The 24441-nt window shown below is 70.7% G+C and carries 24 protein-coding genes and 2 pseudogenes; 14 read left to right on the top strand and 12 right to left on the bottom strand.

Going from position 1 to position 24441, the window contains the following annotated elements; all coding sequences use genetic code 11:
* Nucleotides 1-190 precede the first annotated feature (190 nt).
* Nucleotides 191-451, top strand: coding sequence for a hypothetical protein (locus OM076_RS04730; protein WP_270038304.1), 261 nt, complete (start codon nucleotides 191-193; stop codon nucleotides 449-451).
* 790 nt (nucleotides 452-1241) lie between these two features.
* Here OM076_RS04730 and OM076_RS04725 read toward each other — a convergent pair.
* Entirely contained in the window at nucleotides 1242-2096 is an 855-nt protein-coding gene (locus tag OM076_RS04725; RefSeq protein WP_270038303.1) for an aldo/keto reductase, read from the bottom strand.
* 70 nt (nucleotides 2097-2166) lie between these two features.
* On the opposite strand from OM076_RS04725, the gene OM076_RS04720 reads away from it, so the two are divergent.
* From OM076_RS04720 to OM076_RS04710, 3 genes and pseudogenes are all read left to right on the top strand, one after another.
* The gene (locus OM076_RS04720; RefSeq protein WP_270038302.1) at nucleotides 2167-3108 is read left to right on the top strand and encodes a LysR family transcriptional regulator; all 942 of its coding nucleotides are present in this window, start codon (nucleotides 2167-2169) and stop codon (nucleotides 3106-3108) included.
* A gap of 257 nt (nucleotides 3109-3365) precedes the next feature.
* The gene (locus OM076_RS04715; RefSeq protein WP_270038301.1) at nucleotides 3366-3716 is read left to right on the top strand and encodes a hypothetical protein; all 351 of its coding nucleotides are present in this window, start codon (nucleotides 3366-3368) and stop codon (nucleotides 3714-3716) included.
* 412 nt (nucleotides 3717-4128) lie between these two features.
* Nucleotides 4129-4302 (top strand): annotated as a pseudogene (locus OM076_RS04710) (LysR family transcriptional regulator); the annotation flags it as partial.
* Between the two features lie 24 nt (nucleotides 4303-4326).
* Here the strand turns inward: OM076_RS04710 and OM076_RS04705 are convergent.
* From OM076_RS04705 to OM076_RS04700, 3 genes and pseudogenes are all read right to left on the bottom strand, one after another.
* Entirely contained in the window at nucleotides 4327-4542 is a 216-nt protein-coding gene (locus OM076_RS04705) for a hypothetical protein (RefSeq protein ID WP_270038299.1), read from the bottom strand.
* A 34-nt stretch (nucleotides 4543-4576) separates the two neighbouring features.
* A pseudogene (locus OM076_RS46745) lies at nucleotides 4577-4750 on the bottom strand (mycofactocin-coupled SDR family oxidoreductase); the annotation flags it as partial.
* 57 nt (nucleotides 4751-4807) lie between these two features.
* Nucleotides 4808-5260 (bottom strand): winged helix-turn-helix transcriptional regulator, encoded by a 453-nt coding sequence (locus OM076_RS04700; protein ID WP_270038298.1) that lies wholly within the window; start codon nucleotides 5258-5260, stop codon nucleotides 4808-4810.
* Nucleotides 5261-5321: 61 nt separating this feature from the next.
* Here OM076_RS04700 and OM076_RS45850 point away from each other — a divergent pair, with 61 nt between their 5' ends.
* A complete protein-coding gene (locus OM076_RS45850) occupies nucleotides 5322-6197 on the top strand; it encodes a S1C family serine protease (RefSeq protein ID WP_270038297.1) in 876 nt (291 codons plus the stop codon).
* Nucleotides 6198-6620: 423 nt separating this feature from the next.
* On the opposite strand, the gene OM076_RS04690 is transcribed toward OM076_RS45850, so the two are convergent.
* The 3 genes from OM076_RS04690 to OM076_RS04680 form a co-directional block, all read right to left on the bottom strand.
* A complete protein-coding gene (locus OM076_RS04690) occupies nucleotides 6621-8519 on the bottom strand; it encodes an Ig-like domain-containing protein (protein ID WP_270038296.1) in 1899 nt (632 codons plus the stop codon).
* 66 nt (nucleotides 8520-8585) lie between these two features.
* Complete coding sequence (locus OM076_RS04685) at nucleotides 8586-10493, bottom strand: FG-GAP-like repeat-containing protein (protein WP_270038295.1); 1908 nt, start codon at nucleotides 10491-10493, stop codon at nucleotides 8586-8588.
* A 319-nt stretch (nucleotides 10494-10812) separates the two neighbouring features.
* Nucleotides 10813-11118 carry a tyrosine-type recombinase/integrase gene (locus tag OM076_RS04680; RefSeq protein WP_270038355.1) on the bottom strand — a complete coding sequence of 102 codons (306 nt, stop codon included), beginning with the start codon at nucleotides 11116-11118 and terminating at the stop codon, nucleotides 10813-10815.
* A 272-nt stretch (nucleotides 11119-11390) separates the two neighbouring features.
* Between OM076_RS04680 and OM076_RS04675 the strand changes: the two genes are divergently transcribed.
* Nucleotides 11391-11735 carry a hypothetical protein gene (locus tag OM076_RS04675; protein ID WP_270038294.1) on the top strand — a complete coding sequence of 115 codons (345 nt, stop codon included), beginning with the start codon at nucleotides 11391-11393 and terminating at the stop codon, nucleotides 11733-11735.
* On the opposite strand, the gene OM076_RS04670 is transcribed toward OM076_RS04675, so the two are convergent.
* Entirely contained in the window at nucleotides 11732-13885 is a 2154-nt protein-coding gene (locus OM076_RS04670) for an MMPL family transporter (protein ID WP_270038293.1), read from the bottom strand. The two genes, OM076_RS04675 and OM076_RS04670, sit on opposite strands and share 4 nt — an antisense overlap.
* Nucleotides 13886-14014: 129 nt before the next feature.
* Between OM076_RS04670 and OM076_RS04665 the strand changes: the two genes are divergently transcribed.
* From OM076_RS04665 to OM076_RS04655, 3 genes are read left to right on the top strand one after another with little or no spacing between them, the layout of a single operon-like run.
* A complete protein-coding gene (locus OM076_RS04665) occupies nucleotides 14015-15142 on the top strand; it encodes a sensor histidine kinase (RefSeq protein ID WP_270038292.1) in 1128 nt (375 codons plus the stop codon).
* On the top strand, nucleotides 15139-15801 hold the full coding sequence (locus OM076_RS04660) for a response regulator (RefSeq protein ID WP_270038291.1): 663 nt from the start codon (nucleotides 15139-15141) through the stop codon (nucleotides 15799-15801). Before OM076_RS04665 ends, OM076_RS04660 begins: the two co-directional genes overlap by 4 nt.
* 55 nt (nucleotides 15802-15856) lie before the next feature.
* Nucleotides 15857-16465, top strand: a complete 609-nt coding sequence (locus tag OM076_RS04655) for an Hcp family type VI secretion system effector (RefSeq protein ID WP_270038290.1) — start codon at nucleotides 15857-15859, stop codon at nucleotides 16463-16465.
* 295 nt (nucleotides 16466-16760) lie between these two features.
* On the opposite strand, the gene OM076_RS04650 is transcribed toward OM076_RS04655, so the two are convergent.
* Both OM076_RS04650 and OM076_RS04645 read right to left on the bottom strand, forming a co-directional pair.
* The gene (locus tag OM076_RS04650; RefSeq protein ID WP_270038289.1) at nucleotides 16761-17687 is read right to left on the bottom strand and encodes an alpha/beta fold hydrolase; all 927 of its coding nucleotides are present in this window, start codon (nucleotides 17685-17687) and stop codon (nucleotides 16761-16763) included.
* Nucleotides 17688-17836: 149 nt separating this feature from the next.
* Nucleotides 17837-18790: an ABC transporter permease gene (locus OM076_RS04645; RefSeq protein WP_270038288.1), complete on the bottom strand. Its 954-nt coding sequence runs from the start codon at nucleotides 18788-18790 to the stop codon at nucleotides 17837-17839.
* Nucleotides 18791-18933: 143 nt separating this feature from the next.
* Between OM076_RS04645 and OM076_RS04640 the strand changes: the two genes are divergently transcribed.
* The 3 genes from OM076_RS04640 (at nucleotide 18934) to OM076_RS04630 (ending at nucleotide 21162) form a co-directional block, all read left to right on the top strand.
* A complete protein-coding gene (locus OM076_RS04640) occupies nucleotides 18934-19425 on the top strand; it encodes a hypothetical protein (RefSeq protein ID WP_270038287.1) in 492 nt (163 codons plus the stop codon).
* A 121-nt stretch (nucleotides 19426-19546) separates the two neighbouring features.
* Nucleotides 19547-19966, top strand: a complete 420-nt coding sequence (locus tag OM076_RS04635) for a YciI family protein (protein WP_270038286.1) — start codon at nucleotides 19547-19549, stop codon at nucleotides 19964-19966.
* Nucleotides 19963-21162 (top strand): RNA polymerase sigma factor, encoded by a 1200-nt coding sequence (locus OM076_RS04630; RefSeq protein ID WP_270038285.1) that lies wholly within the window; start codon nucleotides 19963-19965, stop codon nucleotides 21160-21162. Before OM076_RS04635 ends, OM076_RS04630 begins: the two co-directional genes overlap by 4 nt.
* 77 nt (nucleotides 21163-21239) lie before the next feature.
* Here OM076_RS04630 and OM076_RS04625 read toward each other — a convergent pair whose 3' ends face one another.
* Nucleotides 21240-21692, bottom strand: a complete 453-nt coding sequence (locus OM076_RS04625) for a winged helix-turn-helix transcriptional regulator (protein WP_270038284.1) — start codon at nucleotides 21690-21692, stop codon at nucleotides 21240-21242.
* A gap of 95 nt (nucleotides 21693-21787) precedes the next feature.
* Here OM076_RS04625 and OM076_RS04620 point away from each other — a divergent pair, with 95 nt between their 5' ends.
* Nucleotides 21788-22171 carry a PPOX class F420-dependent oxidoreductase gene (locus tag OM076_RS04620; RefSeq protein ID WP_372517997.1) on the top strand — a complete coding sequence of 128 codons (384 nt, stop codon included), beginning with the start codon at nucleotides 21788-21790 and terminating at the stop codon, nucleotides 22169-22171.
* Nucleotides 22172-22180: 9 nt separating this feature from the next.
* Here OM076_RS04620 and OM076_RS04615 read toward each other — a convergent pair whose 3' ends face one another.
* Nucleotides 22181-23116, bottom strand: a complete 936-nt coding sequence (locus OM076_RS04615; RefSeq protein WP_270038281.1) for an oxidoreductase — start codon at nucleotides 23114-23116, stop codon at nucleotides 22181-22183.
* Nucleotides 23117-23188: 72 nt separating this feature from the next.
* On the opposite strand from OM076_RS04615, the gene OM076_RS04610 reads away from it, so the two are divergent.
* On the top strand, nucleotides 23189-24421 hold the full coding sequence (locus OM076_RS04610; protein ID WP_270038280.1) for a low temperature requirement protein A: 1233 nt from the start codon (nucleotides 23189-23191) through the stop codon (nucleotides 24419-24421).
* Nucleotides 24422-24441: the final 20 nt, after the last annotated feature.

The raw sequence follows: 24441 nt of genomic DNA, 5'->3' as shown, positions 1-24441 counted from the left end.
GCATCCGGCCGCAGGTGCTGTGGCGCTTCGGCTCCGCAAGGGTGCGTAGGCCCGTTCGGCGTCGCTTGAGGCTTGAAGCATCAGGGCGACGACCTGGTAGCGGGCCACTCGGCGGAGGCCGCCCGCCTGTCAGGGGAAAGCGGCGACCGAGTCCTTGCATCCAAGGCGAGATGGGGCGCACAATCGGGGAATGGCCCTGTTCCGCGTCACGCAGGAGTTCCCGCTCGTGGGTGATCCTCCGACGCAAGCGACCACAGATCGTGTGCGCCAAAGGCTGGACGACGCAGCTCCGGGCACGGGCGCTGCGGTGGATGTCGGAATCGGCCGGATGCAGGTCGAGATGACGTTCGAGGCGGAATCCGAGGAACGGGCCGTCCGTATGGCGAAGATGACATCGGACCGCGCCCTCGGCAGCGGCCCGGCGCGCGTCGACGTCCAGCGAGCGACCTGAGCAAGGCAGCGCTGAGCCGGAGCGCTGACGCTCTCTCACGCGGGCGTTGGCAGGAGCCGCTCCGAACCCCTGGTCCGCGTGCACCGCAACCTCGACGCCAGGCTCCGGCGCGACCCTGCGCTCGCCGCAGTTGGTTTCAGGCGCTTGGCGAGCAACAGCACAGGTCCTCGCAGACACACGGACGGCCGTGGGCGCGGGCGTAGAAGTGCACGCGATGGCGGTTCCCCGGGTTCGCAGGCAGTGCGCGAGTCACCGCGGATCGGAGGCGATGAGACAGACCCGGCATGGCCCGTTGCTGGGTGGTCGGGGATCCTGGTGGGGGTGCGTGTGAGCCGGGCGGGGCCGGGCTGGTCCAGGCGTCGATATGTCGGTGACCGAGCGCGCGGGCGACCGACACGCGGTGGCGCCCGTCGAGGACGTAGTAGCCGTCTGAGCGCTCGATCACGGCGACCGGCGGGAGAGATCGACCGGCGCGGTAGGCGCGCGCGACGCTCTGCCAACGCGATGACACGCGATCAGTGGCGGGCCTGAAGGCGGCGTCGAAGTCCGCCGTGGCCTCGACGGTGCCGACGATCGCCGCGAGTGGGATTTCCTGCCGCCGCCCCGGGTTCCAATAGACCACGCGGACGTCGGCGAGGTGTCGCGGCCGGCTCGGGCTCCGGCGGCGCCTGAGTCGCCGGCGCGCGCGGGCGAGAAGGTGTCCTCGGCGCGCGCGGCGGAAGTCGGCGCGCGCGTCGGCGAGGGTCGTGACGTGCTGCTCACACATTCGGCGTGGACCTGCTGGCGCGTGTCACGCGGGGACGGGGACGTGGGCGAACCGGTCGGGATGGGGACCGGTCCGCCCGGACTCGCCTCGGTCCAGCCGGTCGATCGCTTCGATGTCGGCGGCCGTGAGCCAGAAGTCGAAGATCTCGAAGTTCTCCTTGATCCGCGCCGGAGTCGTCGACTTGGGGAACACGATGCTGCCGCGCTGGATGTGCCAGCGCAGGACAACCTGCGCCGGCGATCGCTGGAGGCTGCTGGCGATCCGCGTGATCACAGGGTCGTCGAGCACCTGGCCCTGCGCGATCGGCGACCACGCCTGGGTGGCGATGCCCTGCGTCTCGCCGTAGGCGCGGACGTCGTCGTTGAGCAGGTAGGGATGGAGCTCGATCTGGTTGACCGCCGGCACGATCTCGCACTCGCGCTCGAGTCGCTGGAGGTGGGCGACCTCGAAGTTCGAGACGCCGATCGAGCGCGCCCGGCCGTCGTGGTGGAACTCCTCGAGCGTCTTCCACGTCGACACGTAGTCGCCGTCGTACAGCGTCGGCAGCGGCCAATGGATCAGGAAGAGGTCGACGTAGTCGAAACCGAGCGCGGAGAGGGTCTCCTCGAACGCTCGGCGGGCGTCATCGGGCCGATGGAAAGCGTTGTTGAGCTTGCTGGTGACAAAGACCTCGCGGCGGTCGAGCCCCGAGGCGCGCACCGCGTCGCCGACGCCGCGTTCGTTGCCGTACATCTCGGCCGTGTCGATGTGGCGGTAGCCCACGTCCAGGGCGGCGCTCACCGCCTCGGCGGTGTGATCGGGGTCGATCTGAAAGACCCCGAAGCCGAGTTGGGGGATCGCGTTTCCGTCATTGAGATCGATGTTTCGAACGGTGCTCATGGCGACGAAGTCTGCGCCCGAATCGCCATAGCTTCAAATGATCGTTTCGGTACTCTTATAGTCTGTTGCTATGGATCCGCGTCGCGTCCTGACATTCCGCGCCGTGGCGCACCAGCGCTCCTTCTCCAACGCCGCGCGCGAGCTCTCGCTCTCTCAGCCGTCGGTCTCCAACCAGGTGGCCGCGCTGGAGCGTGAGCTCGGGACGCGGTTGCTCAAGCGTGAGCCCGGCGGCATCAGACTCACCCGCGATGGGCAGATCCTGCTCGCACACGCCGACGCCATCGCCGAGCGCTTCCAGCTCGCCCGCACGCAACTCGCAGCCTCCGCGCACGGCCACCGCGCGCGACTGCGCATCGGCGCGTTCCCGACCGCCCTTGCCGGTCTCGTCCCCGCCGCCATCGCCGAGCTGCGCGAGCGCTACCCGGACACCAAGGTCACCGTCGACGAAGGCACCGACGACCTCCCAGCGCGCGTGCGATCCGGCGAACTGCACATCGCGCTCGCCTTCCAGGACAGCACACTGCCACGCCAGCAGCCCGACGACCTCGAACGCCGCGAGCTCCTGAGCGAGGACCTCATGGTCGCCCTCGCGCCAGACCACCGCCTCGCCCAACGCGCGGAAGTCCGGCTCGCGGACCTCAGCGACGAGGACTGGACCGCCGCCACCACCGACGGGCTGATCGTCCGCGCCTGTCGCGCCGCCGGCTTTGAGCCCAACCTGGTCTCGATCACACACGACCAACTCGCGATCCGAGCACTCGTCACACGAGGACTAGCCGTCACGCTCGCCCCGCAACTCCTCGCCGAGCCCTTCGCAGGCCTCGCACTGCGCCCCATCGCCGGCAGCGCCCCCTCGCGCGACGTCTACGCGCTGCTCCCACCCGGCGGCAGACACCCCCTCCTGCTCCCAGCACTCGAAGCCCTCGACGCCACCGCGGCACAACTCACGACGCAGCCGGCCAGCACCCCATGGCCCGCAACCGCCCACGACGCACCAAGCGTCTCCGACTGACCGCGGACCAGCCGCACGCCGCTCCACGCAAGTCAGCGTCGCCAGCCTCGTCGAGTGCCTGCTCGGCGAGTTCCCCGAGGGCCGCCCCGGGTACGGGAACACGATCGCAAAGCCGTCCTGATCAGCAACTCCGGTCGCTGCCGGTCGCAGCCAGAGTCAGCGCAGCCGAGCCGGCGGGTGTAGGAATCGCACCTGAATTGCGGGGGTTGCCCCGAATCAATGACACTACGACGAATTGATTACCGCTACGGTTGTCTTTGGAGATCAAGTATCCCTTAGCTATGTGCGTGCCCTACGCGCGTCGTCCCACGCTCGTCGCTGAAGACGGTCGGTGGGGGCCGTGGACTGTTGCCGGCGGCCCCGATCCCGCCTTTGACGACGTCACGCGGAACCTCCATTGCGCCCTGCTGACCGACGCGCAGCTGCTTACCTGCTTCAGGCGGCGGTTTCCAGAGCACAGCGACGTCGACTACGACGAGATGGTGCGACTGCTTGGCTACGTTTGGGACTGTCGAGACGACGGTTTCGCCAACGTCGTCGGCTACCGCTGTGGTCATTGCAGGCGTGACCGCGCATCAGCGATGCGCGAACACGGGAACCTGCGATGACGACAATCGATGCTGGGCTCGGCGGATCCCACGCTCGCCTGACGCGACACACGACGGCGTGCGTCTCAAACTGCCCCACCCGCGGCGATGACCCAGCGTCGAGGCCGACGGCGGAGACGATCGCCGGCTCCTCACGTGCCCAGACGTTGGGCCTGCCCGCCATCGAGTTGAGGCTCTCCCGGCGCGCCTGCCAGGTCGTCCGATCGCCCGTGAATTGCCGCTGGTAGCCTCCGCCGCACACGACGCGAACGCCTTGTCGATCCCGATCTGGGCAATGTCGGCCTGGATCGCGTCGACCCTCGCTCTCGCCCTCTAGCACCTTCTGGTGCGCCTCGTGGACCCGGGCGTTGTAGATGCCGGCGATGATCGCCGCGGCGAGCAACCCCGCCGCCTCGGTCGAGTCCGGCCCGGCCTGGCCCGTTACGCCAAAAACCTGCTGCCCACGTCCGTCGTGAACCGGCCACTCGAAGGCGAGCCACCGACCATCGAGCTGGCCGTCGGCTACAGCAAGTCAAACACCTCGCCCACCCTCAAGCTATTCCTCTCGCGCCTCGACGAACTCACGCAGCCGAACCAACCGCACTGATACTCCTGCTCGTCTGCCCAACCCTCACACGGACAATCCCCGTCGACCGGCCAGCGCAGCGCCCGTCACGTCGCTGCCGGGCGGTCCGGCCAGCCAGGCGATCATCGCCGCCACCTCGCGGGGTTCGAGCATCCGCTCGAGCGGCTCTTGGACCGCGAACGCCTCGGGGGTGTCGAGGCCGTAGAGGCGGGCGCTCTCGTCGGGCAGCGCGCTCCGCCTTGGCGGCGGTGTAGGCCGCAAGCATCGGGAGAGCGCGCGCCGCCGCGGTCGAAGCGACCGCGATGAAGCGCGCGTCTCGCGGCAGCGGGCGGCGCAGCAGCGCCGGCACCGCGACGCGAGCCGCCGTCAGCACGGCGCGCAGGTCGACCTCGAGCACCGCATCCTCCTGCTCACGTGGCATCTGCCATAGCGGCACGCCCCCGGCGATCACCCACGCCGCGGCGATCATCGCGTCGAGCCCGCCATGCTTGGGTTCGGCGAAGGCAACCTGCTCCGGCGAGCATGGTCAGGCGTTGAAGGTGACCGTGTCGTCGATGGTCGCCTCGGGTGTGGCCGCCTGGAGATCGACGTCGATGTCGCAGGTTGGGCATCGCCAACGTGCCTCAAGCGGTGTCCCACAGAAGACGTGGCGAAGTCTGACCTCCTCCTCGTCTCCTGCGCGCTCTGCGCCCCACGCAGACAGCGCCGCGAGCGCGGCCGTGAGCCCGCGGCCGTCGGCCGTCAGCGAGTAGCGCATCCGTGGCGGCCGTCGGCTGTAGGGCTCAGCGATGACGAGATGCGCGGCCTCGAGCCCGGCGAGGCGCTGGGCCAGGACGTTGGTCGAGATCCCCTCGATCTGCTCGAGCAGATCGCCGTAGCGCCGGTCGCCGTCGAGCAGCGCTCCGAGCACGAGCAACGACCAGCGGTCGCCGACCAAACGCGCGGCCCGATCGAGGGCCTCTAGGGGCACGAACGGCATGTCACCAGCTTACGGATTCGCCTGTGTATAGTCGCTTGCAAGTCACAAGTTAGGAGAGTCCGTGTCCCCTTCCACCACTGCGACGATCGCACGCCAGGTCGGCCCGGCCGTCATCGGTCTTCGCTCCGGCTCGCGCGGCGGGTCGGGCGTGATCGTTGCGCCAGGCGTCGCGGTCACGCTCGCCCGCAACATCCGCAAGGACGAGTTGACCGTCCGTGTCGGCGAGTCCGATCGAGCGGCTCGTGTGACCGGCGTCGATCCGACGGTCGACCTCGCAGTCCTCACGCTCGAGGGCCCTGAGCTTCCCGAACCGATCGAGTGGGCGACCGGCGAAGACGTCACGATCGGGTCAGAGATCTACGCCCTCGCCGATCCCTTCGGCCGCGGCCTCCGCGTCACCCCCGGCACCGTCTCGCGAGCGCCGAGCGGATTGCGCGGACCTTCCGGACGCTTGATCGAGGGCGTGATCGAGCACACCGCCCCGCTTCCGCGAGGATCGGGCGGCGGACCGCTCGTCGACGCGGACGGCCGGATCGTCGGGCTCAACGCCATCCGCCGAGACGGCGGTCTGATCGTCGCCTGGCCCGCCGCGGTCCTCCGCGACCGGGCCACGACGTTGGCGTCCGGGCGCGCCACGGCGCCGCCGCGACTCGGAGTCGCGCTCGTCGGTGCCCGGCAAGCGCGCCGTCTGCGCGCCGCGGTCGGCCTCGAGCCGATCGACGGTCTGCTGATCCAAGCCGTCGAGTCCGGCAGTCGCGCCGATCGCGCAGGCGTCGCTCGCGGCGACGTGATCGTCGCCATAGACGAAGCGGCGGTCAGCGAACCCGACCTGCTCTACGCGGCGCTCGACGCGGCGACCGACAGCGATATCGCCATCAAGATCGTCCGCGGCACCAAGGAGCTGGTTCTCATCGTCCGTCTCGGAGACGAGTCATGAACGCCACGTCCACCGCCGACCCGCGGACACGGCGTTCACCTAGTCGCCGTTATCGCGCACGCCAACCGGCCGGGCGCTCGTGACGGAGGCCGTGAAACTTTGCGCGTGTCTGCGGACTTGCAGCGGCCGCTCGCCGAATCGCCGTCCCGCGCTGCAGAGTGGCGCAAGCGTCGACAAGCAGCACTAGCGGCGGTGTTGCCAGGTCCCGAATCTGGCGGCTCACGCGCCCTGGACTTCTGGCCGGAGGCGTTGGCGCAGCGTCGGAGGAAGTGGGAGAGACGATCTTCCCCGGGTCGTGCCACCACCAGGTCCACGTGACGAGCGTGTATTCCAGCTCGAACTCCGTCGTGTGCCGAGCTCCGCGCCCGCGCGGGCCGCAGCGAGTTGGACGCGTCGTTGGACCGCGCCTGAGGCTGCGGGCGGTCAGCGCCGGCGCAGGGTTCTCGTGAGCGTCACGCTCAGCGTGTGGTCCGTGTCGTCGACGACCGTCAGCGCGACTTGGACGGTGACCCGCTTGCCGGGCGCGAGTAGCCGCCGTCCTGCCGCGGTGAGGCGCGCCTTGACGGTCGTGCCGGTCGACCGCGCCTGGGCCACCAGCACCTTGCGGGCTCCGCGACGGGCGGTGATGTCCGCGATGACCGATCGTACGCGCGTCGACTGCAGCGCGCCTAGCGCGAAGGCGCCACGGCGCGGGACCGGCACCGTGCGCGCGATCCGCAGCGCCTTGAGGACGTCGGCACGCGTCAACGACGCGGGCCGTGGCACAGGCCTGGGCGTCGCCACGGGCGCCGCGGGCACCGTGGGTGCGAGCACCGGCTGGACCCGCTGGGCCTCGCTCGGCAGGTAGTCCTCGTCGCCGCCGTAGCGCACCACGATCGTGGGCGTGCCAGGCGCTGAGGGCGTCACCGTCAGTAAGGCGACGCCGTCCTCGTCCAGCCGCTCCGGCACCCCGATCTGCGCCCCGTCGGCGGACAGCTGCACGGTTCCCGATGGGATGCCGTCGCTGCGGGCCTCAGACTCTACGAGGACGCCGATCGTGACGGGGCGGCCGGCCTGGATGACGCCGGACGCGCCGGTCAACGTGGTCGTCGTGGCGGCGCGGTCGATGCGCTGGACCAGAGCCGCTGTGCTCGCGTCGTGCAGTGTGTCGCCGAAGTAGTGCGCCCGCACGGTGTAGGTCCCGGCGCCGGCCTCGGCGACCAGCTTCGCCTTGCCGTCGCCATCGAGGACCATAGGGGGACCGATCGGCGTCCCATCGTCCTCGGTGAACTGGACCTGGCCGACAAGGCCCGGAGCACCCGTCTCGGCGTTGGCGACGGTCGCCTCGAAAGTGACGGGCTCCCACGCGACCGACGGATTCGGCTCGGCCGCGAGCGCCGTCCGCGTCCGCCAGCGGCTGTCACTGACGGAGAAGCTCGACGTCGCCTCGCTGCTGACGAAGGCAAGGTCCGCCGCCGGGCAGTAAGCGGCCGTCACGGTGTGCGGCCCGGAGTTCGTGAACCGCGCATCCTGGCGGGCGGTGCCGGCAGCGTCGAGGGCGACCGACGGCTGGACCGTGCCGTCGACGGTGAAGGTCACGCTGCCCGTCGGCACGCGTCCGGGACGGGCGGCGACGCGCGCCTCGAACACGACGTCTTCGAGGCGCCTGATCGGTGTGGTCGTGGGCGACACGGTCACCGTCGTGGGTTCGCCGGCGAGCGCTGGCGGTTGGACGGCCGACACGTACGTGAACAGCGACAGCGGCTTGCCCGCCCACACTGATCTCCACACCGGACTCATGGCGGTCCGGTCCTTGGCCCAGGGGAAGCCGTTCGGCAGGTCCATGGCCCCGCCGCTCCACAGCGCTGCGCGTTCCCCTGTCGTGCCGGGCGCGTATTCGACGACGAGCGCATACTGATGGCCGGCGAGGATCGCCGGCGCCGGGCTGAAGACCACACGCGACGGCGGGTCCGACGTGAGGCGCCCCTCCCGGCAGCCGTCGAGGACGGCGGTGGCCAGTGGCTGCTCGTCGGGCGTGCCGTCGGCAGCGACCCCCGTGAGCTGGACCCGGTAGCGACCGCCGAGGCCCTGTCCTTGGTAGATGTACAACTCCGCCGTGTCGAGGAACCCGGCCAGCCCGGCGGTGAAGGTCTCGGCCGCGGCGGAACGAACAAATCCAGCGCCGGTGTCGTGATTGGTGACCCCGACTGCGATGCAGCAATGCTCGCCGGTGCTCTGGTCGAGCACGCCCGTCGGGATCGCGCTCGCCCCGGCGACACTCGCCGCCGGCCACACCACAATGGCGACCAGGATCGCTGCAGCCGAGGCACGGAGCGCGCGCATGGCGATCATGAACCTACGCCGAACGCTTCCCGGGCGTCAAGCGCTCCAGGATCCCAAGTCGCCGAGTCAGGAGCCGGTCGCCCGCCTGAGCGTGACGGTCCGCTGCACCGTCAGCGTGCGAGTGCCTGGCCGCGTCGCCGTCAGCTTGATGGTCGCGCGCAGCGACTTGGATCGCCGCAGCGCGCGCCGTCCCGCTGGAGTTAGCTTCGCGATCAGCCGCCGGCTGGCGCCCGCGGGCACCGTGACGCCGGCCCGGACGAGGACCGCCGCGCGCTTGCCCGGCCGTGTGCGCTCGACGACGAGCGCGCTGATTTGGCAACTCGAGGTGCCCGGTGGGCAGGTCGCGGTCCACCCCGTGTCTAGGCGGCCGTTGCCCGTGACCCGTGGGCGGCCCTTGCTGACGAGGCCCGGGGCTGCCGGTCCAGGCGCAGACGGCTTCGGCGGGGTCGCGGGCGTGGGCGTCGGCGCAGGAGCGGGATTTGTTCCCACCCCGGCCAGGGCGACCCAGATCGCCTCGTCGGAGTCCGGCGCGATCAGCGCCACGTCGAGCTCGCGCTCGCCGGGAGCGGTAGGCCGGAAGCGCGCGCTGACGGTACAGCCGGCGCCAACGGGGAGCGTGGCGGCGATGCAGTCTCCGCCCGCGAGCTCGAAGTCGGCGGCATCGCCGTCGGCGAGAAGTGCGAGGCGCTCGGCCGTGCCTGGACCCTGATTCGTCACGCCGCCGGTGAGTGCCGCGCTCGTGGACCCGACGGCGACGGCCCCGAAGTCCACGACCGTGGCGCTGGGCCGCAGCACCGGGCCGCGCCCGTAGTAGATGTCGATCTCCGACTCGGCGCCGAACCCGAGCAGGGTGACGAGGTCCAGCTTGCCGTCGTCGTCCGCGTCACCCAGCGTCCAGGCCGCGAACTGGCGCGGGAAGATGTAGGCACCGCCGCGGGCGGTGAACGCCAGCGTGTCAGTGCCCAGCAGGCTCACGAGGCCGTTGAGATTCCCGGAGTCGACCACCACGTCGTCGCGTCCGTCGCGGTTCACGTCGGCGGTCTCCACCGCCGCGCCCGCGTCGAACGGCGCTGCCCCGATCGAGACCGGCGCGCCCAGCGTCGGTCCGCTGACTCCGCCGGGAAGAACCGCGGGCGGCGGGTTGTACCCGCCGCTCGGCGTGAGCCGCCCGACGACCACGTCCGCGGCGCCGTTGTGATCGAAGTCCCCGTCGGCGAGGTGCACGGCCGCGCCGCTCCCCGCGTCATAGGCGGTCGGGGAGCCGAACGTCGCCCCCGCGGCGCCCGCGCGCACCTCGAGGAGCGCCGTCGGCGTCGGCGACATCGTGCCGCCGTGGGCCACGACGAGATCAAGATCGGCGTCACCGCCCAACCGGGTCAACAACACCTCCTGGGGAGCCGTCGGCTGGGGCAGGCTGCCGCCGCTGCTGAAGCCGCCGTGCCCGTCATTGACCAGCACCTCGATCGAGCTCTGCCCGAGCATTACGGACTGAAAGCCCGCCACGACGTCGGGCGACCCGTTCTGATCGACGTCGCCGGTCGTGAGCGAAACCGACGGCCTGGGGATGAACGAACCCTCAGCCGGGCGGAGCGCGTAGACGTCGGCGGCGGCCGGACCGGCGAGCACCCCGTCCGCGCGCCCACGCACGATCGCGACGCTGCCCGCGTCCGCGATCCCCACCACGATGTCGTCGCGCCCATCCCCGGTCACGTCGTCCGCGGCGATCCGGGTGTTGCCGTAGTCCGTGATCGCCGGGATCGTCACGCTCTGCGCGTCCTCCCATCCGTTTGCCATCCCGCGCACGAGCTCCAGGCGCTGCGAACCGACCGTCGCGATGTCCGAGAGCCCGTCGCCGTCGTAGTCCAGCACGACCACGTCCGAGATCGCCGCGCCGTCGACCGGCACGCGCTCCGGCCGCGCGAGGAAGGGCGACTCCTGCGCACTCGCAGCCGCGGGTGCCCCGAGGCATACCATCCCGACGAGAATCGTCAGGACCCGCTGACGCTTCCACCTCGACGTACGCGCAACGGCCATGGTACGAGCCTCCGACCCGATTCACACGGACGGTTCATCGCGACCATACGCCGATCGCGGCGCCGTGTCACCGCCGATTCGCGCCTGCTCGAGTCGCCCTAGCGCGTGGACTGACGGGCAACTCGTGTCGCAGATCCCAGCTGCGCCCCATCCGAGCATTCCGAGTACGAAACTCGTTAGCGCGCGGCGCGCGCTCGCGCATGCTCAAAAGTGCTCCTATGTGGTGGAATCCGAAGACTCTGCCTCGTCGGGAGCGCCGTTAGTCGGCGAGGTCTTCGAGGGCGGCGCGGCGCCGCTCGGGGTCAGAGCGTGCGTAGCGGCGCGTGGTCTTGATGTCGGCGTGTCCGAGGATGTCGGCGACCAGGACGAGGTCATGGCCGTGATCGCGCACGAGCCGGGTCGCGACGGTATGACGCAGCGCGTGCACAGACTCCTGGACTCCCGCCCGCGCCATCACCGCCGTGACGATCTTGCTGATCGATCGCACCGATAGCTGCTCGCCGGTTCGCGAAATCCACACCGCGCCATTCGTGGTGCTCGGACGACTGTGGTGGCCAGCGCCGATAGGCCGAACGGGTGCGCGGCGCCAACGCCTGGCGGCCGAGCCAGGCCTCGTACGCGTCGAGCACGTCGGCGGCAGAGAGCATCCGCGGATCTTGTCGGACCATCGGACGCTCGACTCGGCGCGCTCACGAACCCGTTGTCAGCCGCTCAGCGTCGCCCAGGTTCCGCTAAGGGCGCCATACGTTCCTCTGCTCGACCTCTCGTCCCGCCTTAATCGCCGGGTCAAGTCTCGTGTTCGTCGCGGATGGAGCGCGTTCGGGCTCGGTTGACGGCGTGCTGAACGACCTCGTCGACGAGTGCGGCCGGAACTGCGTAGAGCGGGCACACGGCCCGCTCGATCGCCTCGGCAAGCGCACGCCCTTCCGAGACAAGGCCATCGACTGTCCGCTGAGCCCAAGCAGCCGTCTAGGAGCTGCTCAAGGTCCCGACGTCGCCAAGCTGCCGGTCGTCGCCGAGCACCGCTCGGTCTACACCGCGGCACGCTCCGCCGGGGCGATCTACTTCACGAGTCCGCTCAGCCTGCCCTACGTCCTCGAGCACCTCACGCCGCAGCTGGCGAAGGCCCTCGCCGGCACCGCCGCGCAACGCGTGGAGGGCACCGGCGAGGAGGTGAGCTAGGCGGGAACCGGCTGCGGCTCCTGGTTGAGGTGGCGCTTGAGGCCCTCACCCTCGATGTCCACCCGCGGTAGACCACGGTCCAGCCAGCGCGGCAGCCACCAGGCGCGCTCGCCGAGCAGGCCCATCAGCGCCGGGATCAACGTCATCCGCACGACGAAGGCGTCGACGAGGACACCGAACGCGAGCGCGAAGCCGATCGACTTGATGATCGCGTCGTCGCCGAGGATGAAGCCGGAGAAGACCGCGCCCATGATCAGGGCGGCGCCGGTGACGACGCGTGCGCCGTGGCGGAAACCCTCGGTGACCGCGCGCGTCGGCGCGGCGCCGTGGACGTGCTCCTCGCGCATGCGGGAGACCAGGAACACCTGGTAGTCCATCGCGAGGCCGAACAGGATGCCGATGATCAGCACGGGCAGGAACGAGACGATCGGCCCCGCCTCGGCCACGCCGAACAGCCCCGCGCCGAAGCCGTCCTGGAAGACGCCGACCATCGCGCCGAACGCGGCGCCGACCGTCAACAGGAAGCCGCCGACCGCGGTCAGCGGCACCAGCACCGAGCGGAAGGCGATCGTCAGCAGCAGGAAGGCGAGCAGCACGATGACCGCGAGGTACGGGAGCAGCGCGTTCGAGAGCGTCTGGGAGACGTCGATGTTGGTCGCGGTCTGGCCGGTCACCAGCACGTCCGCGTGCGCGTCGGCGCGGAAGCCGTCGGCACGGTCGCGGATCGAGTGCACGAGGGCTTCCGTCGCCTGGGTCGACGGGCCGCTCTTGGGGATAACCGAGATGATCGCCGTGTCGCCGGCGGGATTGAGCGTCGGCGCGCCCACGTTGGTGACGTCCTTGAGCCCGCGCAGCTCGCCGGCGACGGTCGTGGCGGCCGCCTGCACGCTCTTGCCGGCACCGGCGTCCACGACGACGGTGAGCGGGCCATTGAACCCGGGTCCGAACGCCTCCGTGGCGAGGTCGTAGGCCTGGCGGTTGGTCTGGTCGGGCGCCGCCGTCGAGTCGTCGGGCAGGCCGAGACGCAGGTGCGTGACCGGGATCGCCAGCGCGCCGAGCGCGAGGATCGTCACCAGCAGGGCGGGCACGCGGTGACGCATCACGAAGCCGACCCAGCGGGCGCCGAACGTCGGCTTGGCGGCGCGCGGACCGGTCTCGAAGTTCTTGCCCTTCGCGATCCGCATCCCGGCGAAGCCGAGCATCGCGGGCACAAGAGTGATCGAGACCAGCACGGCGACGGCGACGGTCGCGGCGGCGGCCAGGCCCATCGCGGTGAGGAACGGGATCCCGACGACGGAGAGAGCCGCGAGCGCGATCACGACGGTCGCGCCGGCGAACACCACGGCGCTGCCGGCGGTGCCGACCGCGCGCCCCGCGGACTCCTCCGGGTCCATCCCGCCGAAGACCTGCGTGCGGTGACGCGAGATGATGAACAGCGCGTAGTCGATGCCGACGGCGAGGCCCAGCATCAGGGCGAGCGTGGGTGCGGTCGCGTTGAGATCGAAGAAGCCGGTGGCGATCTGGATGCCGAGCAGGCCGAAGATGACGCCGACGATCGCGGTGAGCAGCGGCAGGCCGGCCGAGACGAGGCTGCCGAAGGTGATCGCGAGCACGAGCGCCGCGACGGCGAAGCCGAGCCCCTCGCCGATGCCGCCGGCACCGCCGCCCTGCGCCACGGCGTCACCGCCGAACTCCACCTGGACGCCGGCGGTCCCGGCCGCCCGCTGCACCGCGTCGCGGGCGCTGTCGGGGAGCTCCTGCGTGTTCTTGTTCCAGGTCACCTGGGCGAGCGCGATCCGGCCGTCGCCCGAGACGAGCTTGGCGGCGAAGGGGTCGCTGACCGCGATCACGTCGGGCGCCTTGCCGACCTTGGCGAGCGCGGCCTTCACGTCACTCTCGGCGAGCTTCTCGCCGGGCTTGGCGGCGAAGACGATCCGGCCGGACGCGCCATTGGCCTGCGGCAGTCGCTCCTTCAGCAGGTCGATCGCCTTCTGGGACTCCGTGCCCGGGATCGAGAACTTGTCGGACGTCGGGCCGCGCAGGGCGGCGGCGCCGATGCCCATCCCGACGAGCAGGACGAGCCAGACGGAGAGGAAGAGCCGCCGTCGGCGGAAGGCCGTTCGGCCGATGCGGTAGAGCACGGTAGCCATGGAGATCCTTGGAGTCGAAGCCGGGGAGGTTCTCCTCTACTGTCGCCCCGCGGCCGCGCGCCGTCGACCGCCGAAGGAGGCGATCGGATTCCTCCTTTAGGAGGAGGTGCCGGGGAATACGCTGAGGGCGTGCTCCGGCGCTCGGACGTGCTGGTGGCGGCCCTCGCCGCCGCCCTCTCGGTGATCCTCCTGATCGCCGAGCTGCCCAACGGCTCAGACGTGGAGCCGCACGGCGCCGACCTGCTCGGCGGCGTCCTCGTCGTGCTGACCTGCGCCGCGATCCCGTTCCGCCGGCGGTATCCGTTCCCGGCCGCGCTGGTCGCGCTGGTGCCGTCGGGCATCGGCCTCGGGATGGGGTACGCGATGCTGATCCCGCTGATCGCGGCGCTGCTGATGAGCTCCTACGGCGCGATCCATAGCGGCCGCGGCAGGACGGTGGTGCTCGCGGTCCTCGGCGGCAACATGATCGGCGCCGCGGCGGCGAACCTCGAAGGCACGGGCGTGACGCTGCGCGCGATCGGCGGTTTCGCCTTCGGGGCGCTGCCCGCCGTGATCGGGGACGCGATCCGCACCGAGCGGGCGCGGACGCGCGAAGCGCGGGAGCACCTGCTGCGGATCGAGGAGCTGCGCGACCGCGACGTCGAACGCGCCGTCGCCGAGGAGCGCCTCCGGATCGCTCGCGACATGCACGACATCACGGGCCACCACCTGAGCGCGATCTCGCTGCAGGCCGCGGGAGCCGGGCGCACGACGACCGACCCCGCGGCGCGCGTGCACTTCGAGCGCATCCACGCGCTGACCGTCGAGGCGCTGGGCCAGACGCGGCGCGCCCTCGGCGTGCTGCGGGAGTCCGAGCCGGCGACGCGCGCGCCTACGCCGCGTCTCGAGCACGTCGAGCAGCTGCTGACGCCCGCGCGCGACGCCGGGCTGGCGGTCGAGCTGCGACGCGAGGGCGAAGAGCGCCCGCTCTCGGACGAGATCGAGGTCTGCGCGTACCGCGTCGTCCAGGAGTCGCTCACCAACGTCGTCCGCCACGCCGCCGCGGCGGTCGTCCGCGTCCAGCTCGAATACGGCGACGAGGAGCTGCGCATCGCCGTGGTCGACGACGGCGTCGGCGCCCAGGGACGCGGAGCCGGCGGCGGGATCGAGGGGATGCGCGAGCGGGTGGCGATCGTCGGCGGCAACTTCGACGCCGGCCCAGCCCAGCCGCGGGGCTGGTCCGTCCGGGCGCGGCTCCCCCTGGGGGCGGCGGCGTGAGCATCCGCGTCGTCGTCGCCGACGACCAGGCGATCGCCCGCCAGGGGCTGCGCATGATCCTCGAGAGCGAGCCCGACATCGAGGTCGTGGGCGAGGCCGTGGACGGGCTGGACGCACTCGGCCAGGTGGAGCGTCGGCAGCCCGACGTGGTGCTGATCGACATTCGCATGCCGCGCATGGACGGCCTGGAGGCGACGCGCCGGCTGCGCGACGTCGCCGGCGTCGAGGTGATCGTGATCACGACCTTCGACCTCGACGAGTACGTGTTCGAGGCGCTGCGCTCCGGCGCCGCCGGCTTTCTCGTCAAGGACTCCGCGCCCGAGCTGATCATCGACGCCGTCCGTGCCGTCGCGCGCGGCGACGCGCTGATCGCGCCCGAGGTCACCCGCCGGCTGCTGGACCAGTTCGTCTCCGCCGTCCCCGCGCGTTCCGGAGACCCTGCGCTCGCCTCATTGAGCCCTCGCGAGCGCGACGTCCTGCTCGGCATCGCCGCTGGGCGCACCAACGCCGAGATCGCCGCCCATCTCCAACTCGAGGAGAGCACGGTCAAGAGCCACGTCGGGCGCATGCTGTCCAAGCTCGAGCTGTCGAGCCGCGTGCAGGCCGTGATCTACGCGTACGAGACCGGCCTGATCGCCCCGGGCCGACCGACGCGCTAACTCCGGGGTCGCCTCCCGATTGTCGGCGGCGGCTGGTGCTCCCATCATCGGCCGCATGCCCCAGCTCTCGACCCGGCGCCGCCTCGCGCGCCGCGTGGCCCTCGTCGCCGTCCCCCTGATGCTCGCCATCGGCGCGACGAACGCGATCGCCGACCCCGGTCCGCCGCTCCAGGCCGACTCGAACACGACCACGATCCCCGGCCAGGCCGGCACGACGCCCGTCTTCCTCAAGCTCGACGGCATCCCGGGCGAGAGCGCCGACCCGTCGCACCCGGGCGAAATCGACGTGAAGTCCTTCGCATTCGGCGCGAAGAACTCCTCGACCGAGGGCGGCCCCGGCAAGGTGACCTTCTCCTCGATCAGCTTCACCAAGGCCTACGACAAGTCCTCGCCGCTGCTGCTGCAGCACGTGGCCACCGGCCAGCGCATCCCGCAGGCGACGTTCAGCTTCCGCCGTTCCGGCCGCAACGGCGACGGCTTCCTCGTCTACAAGTTCCAGGACCTCGGCGTCGGCGAGTACCAGCAGGGCGGCGACACCGGCGTCTCACCGCTGCTCGAGCACGTCGTCCTGGACTTCGCCAAGGTCCAGGTCTCCTACCTGCCGGTCGCGGGTCCGCCGCTCGTCACCGCGGGCTGGGACGTGCGGCTGAACGCGCCGCTCTAGGGCGGTACGCGCCATCTCGAGCCGTGCGCACCTGATCGCAATCCGGCGCGAACCCTGATATCGCGCATAAGTCGACTCAGGTCAGCTTGAGACCCGGTGGGCCGGCGGGGCGAGCGTGGCCTGCAGATGTCTCCTCACGCGAAAGATCGTGATCGCCGACCCAACCTCGAAGCGCGCTGGCTCTGAGAATGTCGTGCGTGGCACCCCAGTCTTGAGCCAGGTGACGTTGCGGCGATTGCGGTGGAGGGGCCCTCGAACGGGACTTATGCAGACGCCCACTCCTGCGGTGGTGCGGTTAGGCGAGGCAGCGCACGTCCGGGCCGGTGAACACGCGCTCGCACGGGGGGAGGGGTGCGTGGTCTCGGACCGCGCGTACGACGGCGCGGATCGCTTGAAGTACGACGATCGGTTGATCGTCCTGGATGAAGTGGTCGCTGCCCAGGGCGAGGACATGGGCGTGATCGGGCGAGAGCGTCGTCAACTCGTTCTGCGTCACACGCCATAAGCGATCCCATCGACGGTAGACCGTGGCCGGGAGCCCTTTGAACAACAGGCGCTCCCGAGCAGGCGTAATAACCACCAAGGGTTTGTCGTCGAGTGACCGGATGCTGGCGGCGAGCGCAGCGCTCGCCTTCATGTCGACGCCGTTGAGCACGGTCCGCTCGGCGATCGAGCGCCGCAGCTTGGGCTCGAGCGATCTCGGCCACGCAGCAAGTCCGCGCCTCCACGCGTCGCGGCCTTCGGCGTCCACCAGAACCACGGCGCCGGTCTGGTCCAGGTGGGTGAACGCGAAGAGGCGAGCCAGCAGCCCGCCGTATGAATGACCGACCAGCACGAATGGCGGCTCGATACGTGCACGCTCGAGCAGCCGCTCGAGATCCTTGATCTCGTCGCCCGCATCGTGGACCCCGGGCATCGCGTCGCTCTCGCCCAGGCCGGCCCGGTCGTACGCGCAACTTCGAGTCGTCCGGCCAAGCAGCGGGAGCACCGAGTTCCAGTTGCGGGACGAGCCGCCGAAACCGGCCTCCAGCAGCACCGTCGGACTGCCGGACCCGACGCACTCCATATAGATGTCGCGCCCGCCGACATCGATCAGCTCGCCAGAACCGACGCCGACGAGCGTGACCGCAGGCCGCGGGCGAGATTCGTCCGTCTTCCGGCCGCCGCCACAGCCCATCAAGTGCGCGGCGACAACGATCAGCACAAGCAGGCGAGCCGCCACCCGCCGAGTCTGACGGGTCAGTCGCTCCGCGCGCAACTACGCCATGGCCGTCGCCGCGGACATGGGCATGTCGCTGCTCGTCACGCTCAACGCGATGCGGCTCCTCGGACGCCGGCGTGCAGCGACTGGATGAGTTCGGAGCTGCCGGATCACACGCGCACCCGCGGGTCGAGCCGGTGTTGGACCGCGTCGGCGAGCGCGTTGGCGACAACGACCAGCACGACGCCCACGAGCACGAGGCCCTCCAGGACGGCGACGTCGGCGGGCGCGTGGACCGCGTTGCTGGTCACGCGGAACATGCCGGGGATGCCGTAGACGTACTCGATCAACGCCACGTTGATCAGCGTCGTGGAGACGTTCACGCCGGTGATGGCGGCGATCCCGGGCGCGGCGACCGGGAGCGCGTGGTGGTTGACGACGCGCCGCTCGGACACCCCCTTGGCGCGCGCGGTGCGCACGAAATCCTCCTGCAGGTCCTCGCGCAGCGAGGCCTCGGTGATACGCAGGACGAACGCCGACAGCGGGAAGGCGACCAGCAGCCACGGGATCCACATCGCCTTCAAGAACTGGATCGGGTCCTGGAGCGGCGGCACGTAGTCGCCCTCGCCCGACAGGAACGGCAGGCGGACGAAGTCGCTGACGTTCGAGGAGAAGAAGGCGATGACCAGCAGCCCCTGAAACAAGACGGGCATGGAGAGCTGGAGCGCGGTCGCGACGTGCAGGGCGCGGGAGCGGTGGGAGCCCGGGTGGGTGGCGCAGAAGCGTCCGCCTGCGACGCCGATGAGCAGACCCAGGAGCACGCCGATCGTCAGCAGCATGAGGTCCACCGGCACGCGTTCGACCAGCATCTGCGCGATCGATCCCGGGCTGTAGGACGCGCACCCCGGGAAGTGCGGGTGGAGGTCGTCCTGCTTGCCGCAGCGGCGGCCGGGGGTCGCGCCGAGGTCGAAGTGCAGGAACGTGTCGATCAGGTGGCGAGGGGTCGTCGTGACCGCGGTGGAGAGCGTGTCGTCGTCACCGGAGGACGCGATCAGGACGTGCCCGAGCGACACGGCGACGACGACCGTCGCGATCAGCACCCCCACCCGGCGCAGCGCCCACATGCTTAGACATGTCGACCAGCTGAGTGGTACTGTCTCCGAACCACTTCGGCGCGGCGTTGTCTTCTAATCGAACCAAATTCCGCCCTGCTCGCGTTCGCAGCCAGAACTGCGTATTCCCGAAATCCGTTCTACGCTGCGCAAGCGTGAGGAAGCTCGTCGCCGCGCTCACGGTCGCCGCGCTGGCCGTCGGCGCGTGGCTCGTACTCAGGCCGCAGTCGGGCGCTGAGCGGGTGAAGGGCATGATCGCTTGGGACCCGAGCTGCGCGGACGTCGTGATCTCCGAGAAGCCGACGTGGCCGAGCGCCGCCGAGCACGCGACGATCACCTGCGAGATGGCCGGGCCGCTCGTCGAGTACGCCCGCTTCGACACCGGCGCTGACCTGCGCAAGGACTTGCTGGCGAATCCGCCTTCGGCCGGCGTCTGCATCGCCGGCCTGGAGGTCACGGTCGACTACCTGGACGGCGGCCAGTTCGAGAAGCTGTGCCGCGACCTCAAGGGCGACCGGATCGACAAGACACTCGCCGTCCCGGAGCCGGCCTACTTCGGCCCGCAGGACGACCCGCAGTTCGACGCCTGGATTCGCGGCATGCAGAGGGCGCAAGAGCAGGCACTCCGTCGCTTCTGGCATCTCTAGGTCTCAGCCGTAGAGGCTCTCGCCGCGGGAATCAGTGATTCCATGTCGAGAAGCGCCGGCCGGCTCCGCTCACCAGGTGAAGGGCCGCGACAGGCGCGGCCCAGGACACCAGGAGAACACGATGCCGAAGTACCTGCTTCTGAAGCACTATCGCGGCGGCCCCGAGCAGCATCGCAAGGTGCCGCCGATCGACGAGTGGGCCCCGGAGGACGTGGAGGCGCATGTCGCTTTCCAGCATCACGTCAGCGAGCTGCTGGAGTCCAACGGCGAATACGTCGACACGCGGGCACTCGCGCCGGCGCAGACGTGGGTGCGCTACGGCGGCCCGGACGCCGCGCCGGTCACGACCGACGGCCCGCATCCCGAGACCAGCGACCTGGTCGCCGGCTGGTGGATGATCGACGTCGATTCGTACGAGCGCGCGGTCGAGCTCGCGGCCTACGTCTCCTCCGAGCCCGGGCCGGGTGGGGAGCCGATGTACGAGTGGATCGACGTCCGGGAGATCATGTGGGAGCGCCCTCAGACGACTGACGCGGCGTGATCGAGGAGCCGGCGCGGTGGCTGGACGAGGGCGCGCTGCGCGCCCTCGTCCCTCGGGTGCTGGCGAGCCTCGTCCGCCGGGGCGAGGACTTCGATGCCGCTGAGGACGCGTTGCAGGAGGCGCTGCTGGAGGCGCTGCGGGTGTGGCCCGAGCACCCGCCGCACGACTCGCGCGCGTGGCTGGCGACGGTCGCGACCCGGCGGCTCGTCGACGCGCGCCGCAGCGAGGCCGCCCGCCACCGCCGCGAGGAGGAGATCCACGCGGAGCCGCGCCACGGGGCGAGTGCCGACGAGGGCGACGACACGCTCTTCCTGCTCTTCTGCTGCTGCCATCCCGACCTCGCGCCAGCCTCGCAGGTGGCGCTGACCCTGCGCGCCGTCGGCGGCCTCACCACGCGGGAGATCGCCGACGCCTTCTTCGTGCCGGAGGCGACGATGGCGCAGCGGATCAGCCGGGCCAAGCGCACCGTGCGCGGACTCCAGCTGGACCAGCCCGGTGACCTCGCCGTCGTGCTGCGCGTGCTCTACCTCATCTACTCGACCGGCCACACGGACCGGGTCGACCTCGCGCGCGAGGCGATCCGGCTCGCCCGCCAACTCACCCTCGCCACCGAGGAGCCGGAGGCGCGTGGGCTGCTCGCGCTCATGCTGCTCAACCACGCGCGCCTCCCGGCGCGCTTTGACTCCAAGGGCCGCGTCGTCACGCTCGACCGGCAGGACCGCGGCCTGTGGGACACCCGCGAGATCGCCGAGGGCGTGCGCGTCCTGCAGTCGGCGCTGGCCGTCCAGCGCCCCGGGCGCTACCAGATCGAGGCCGCCATCGCCGCCCTGCACGACGACGCGGCCGCCGCGGAGGAGACCGACTGGCCGCAGATCCTCGCCTGGTACGACGACCTCATCGCCCTCGCCGGCGACCCGGTGCGCCAGGACCCCGCCGCCATGCTCGGCCGCGCGGTCGCGGTCGGCCACGTCCACGGTCCCGCCGCGGGACTGCTCGAGACCGATCGGCTGCACGAGGTGCTCGGCGACCGCCACCGGTGGCACGCCGTGCGCGGCCACCTGCACGAGCTCGAAGGCGACCTGCCCGCCGCCGCCACGGCGTACGCCGAGGCCTCCCGGCGCGCGACGAACGTCGCCGAGCGCGACCACCTGGTCCGCCAGGCCGCCCGCGCGCGGGCCGGCGAGCCATTCAGCTGACGCGGGGCATCCTCCCGCGGGTGATCGACCGAGCGGAGCCGTTCCTCGCTGAGCGCCTGTGGGTGCATCCGTCAGTGTCAGGCCGCGGCGCCGGGGCCGGGAAGGAGCTCGACGTCCCCGGCGTGCATCGGCTCGCCGCAGTGCGCGCAGCGCAGGTCGACGTGGCTGATCTCCCCGCACGCGTGGTGGCGGTACAGGACCGGAGGACCCGCCTCACCGGCGAGCCACTTGTCGGCCCAGCCGACCATCACCATCAGCATGTCGACGAGCTCGGTGCCCTTGTCCGTCAGGACGTACTCGTAGCGGGGCCTCTGGTCATAGGGCCGGCGCTCGAGCACTCCATGCTCGACGAGGTGGTTCAGCCGCTCCGTCAGGACCTTGCGCGAGATGCCGAGGTCCGACTGGATCTGCTCGAACCGGGTGAACCCGACCCACACGTCGCGCAGGATCAGCGGCGACCAAGGCTCTCCGATCACGTCCAGCGTACGCGCGATCGAACACGCCATCTCGCCGAAGTTCGTGCGTTGCATGCCCGCCAGCGTAGCAATCGGAGTTCCCTAAAGGAACTTCGCCTGGTACGGTTCCGGAGTCTCCTCAAGGAACTAGGAAAGGCGGAGGAATGACCCTGCTCGACCCCGACGTGCGCCGTGTCCTCGACGGCACCTCGATCGCCCATCTCGCCACCGTGCTGCCTGACGGCTCGCCCCACACGGTGCCGCTCTGGGTCGACACCCACGGCGACCAGGTCGTCTTCCTCACCGGTCCGCACTCACTGAAGGCACGCAACCTTCGCCGCGACCCTCGGATGGCCCTGTCCATCGCGCCTGTCGAGAACCCGTTCTCGCCGGTCGTCATCCGCGGGCGGGTCGTCGAATGGCTCGACGGCGACGCGGCCTGGGAGATCATCGACCGGATCTCGATGAAGTACATCGGCGCGCCCTATTCCCGGCAAGAGGAACGCGTCGTCGCCGTGATCGAACCGGAGCGCCAGACCGTCGGCGTCCGCTGAGCGTCGCGCTCAGGCCACCTTGGCGGCCTCGAACTCGTAGTGGACGCCGGTGAGCCGTTCGGACACCTCCCAGAGGCGGCGGGCGTCGCCCTCGTCGCGCGAGCGGGCGTTGCCCTTGACGAGCGTCGGGGGGCCGACGGTCTCCATCCGCTTGCTCGGCCCGGTGTACGCCCCGGGTGGGACGCCGGGCGCCGTCGCGGCGTAGAGCGTCGGCAGCGCGCCGTTCGCGCTGCTCTGCGCGAGGTAGCGGGTCGGGATGGACATGACCTTCTCCTGGAGCGTGGCGTTGCCGACGCGCGCGCCCTTGACGTAGAGATCGGTCGCGGCCCAGCCGGGATGCGCGGCGCTCGAGTGGAGCTTTGAGCCGGCGGCGGTCGCGCGGCGCTGGAGCTCGAAGGCGAACAAGAGGTTCGCGAGCTTGGACGCGCTGTAGGCGCTCCACTTGCGGTACTTGCGCTCGCTCTGCAGGTCGTCCCAGGTGAGCTTGCCCAGCTTGTGCATGTTGCTTCCGGCGGTCACGACCCGCGGCGCCTCGGTGGCCTCGAGGCGCTCGAGCAGCAGCCCGGTGAGCGCGAAGTGGCCGAGGTAGTTCGTGCCGAACTGCAGCTCGAAGCCGTCGGCGGTGGTGCGGTACGGCGGCGCCATCACGCCGGCGTTGTTGATCAGCAGGTCGATCCGCTCCGGCGCGGCTGCAGCGAAAGCGCGCACGGACGCCAGGCTGGCGAGATCGAGCGCACGCACCTCGAGGTCCGCCCCGGGCACGTCGGCGAGGATCCGCCCGATCGCCTCCTGCCCGCGCCGCGTGTCGCGGCATGCGAGCACGACGTGTGCTCCGGCTCGGCCGAGTTCGCGGGCCACGTGGTAGCCGAGCCCGCTGTTGGCGCCGGTCACGACGGCGTTCCGGCCGTCCTGACGGGGAATGTCCGCGGTAGTCCAACTGGCCATGCGGCGACGCTACATGGAGATGAGAGGTTCGGCGACGGTTCTCATCTGCCCGTTCGATCAGAATCCGCCGCGATGTCTCAACAGGTGGCCCACCGCCGGCGCCGTTTCAGCGGCCGCGACCCCGAGGAAGATCACCGCGCCTCCACGCCACTGGAGCTGCTGTACGACCTGACGATCGTGGTCGCGTTCGGCACCGCGGCGGACGAGCTGGCCCATTTCATCGCCGAAGGCCATGCGTGGGCGGGGATCGGCGGCTTCGTCTTCGCGTGCTTCGCCGTCATCTGGGCGTGGGTGAACTACTCGTGGTTCGCATCGGCGTATGACACCGACGACTGGCTGTTCCGGCTCGCGACGTTCGTGCAGATGGTGGGCGTGATCGTGCTCTCGCTCGGCCTGCCGCAGATGTTCGAGTCGATCGACCACGGCGACACGCTCGACAACGGCGTGATGGTCGCGGGCTACGTCGTCATGCGCGTCGCGCTCGTGTTCCTGTGGTGGCAGGTGTCCCGGAACGACCCGGTGCGAGCGCCCGCGGCACGGTCGTACATGACGACGATCGGCATCGCGCAGGCCGGCTGGGTGGCGCTGGTCTTCCTCGACCTCCCGATCGCCACGACGTTCGTCGCGATGAGTGCGCTGCTCGCGCTCGAGGTCGTCGGCCCGTTCCTCGCCGAGCGCAAGGCCCAGACGCCGTGGCACGCGGAGCACATCGCTGAGCGCTACGGGCTGCTCGTGATCATCACGCTCGGCGAGGTGATCATCGGCACCGTCGCGGCGCTGAACGCGCTCGTCCACGGTGAGGCGGGCTGGACGCTCGACGCGGCGCTCTTGGCGGTGGCCGGCGTGGGCTTGGCGTTCGGCTGCTGGTGGGTGTACTTCGCGCTGCCGTGGGGCGAGCCGCTCGCCCGCCTGCGGCAGCGGATGTTCGTCTTCGGCTACGGGCACTTCCTGATCTTCGCCCCGCTGGCAGCGATGGGCGCGGGGCTCCACGTCGCCGCCTTCGCCCTAGAGGGCGAGGTGGAGATCTCCGAGACGGCGATCGTGCTCAGCGTGACCATCCCGGTGGGGATCTTCATCCTGGCCATCTACGGCCTGTACTCGGTCCTGCTGCGCGAACACGACGCGCTCCACCTGGGCCTGCTCGCCGGCTCGGCCGCGCTCCTCGTGCTCACGGTCGCGCTGGCGGCGGTGGGCGTGAGCGTGGCGATCTGCCTGCTCGTGCTCACGCTCGTGCCGGCGGTGACGATCCTGGGCTATGAGACGGTCGGCCACCGCCACGTCGCCCGCGCGCTGCAGCGCTTGTAGCTCGCGTTAAAGTGCGGCGC

The sequence above is a fragment of the Solirubrobacter ginsenosidimutans genome (assembly GCF_027587205.1).
Note: the sequence above shows the minus strand (reverse complement) of the source record. Positions and strands in the feature narration are given on the sequence as shown.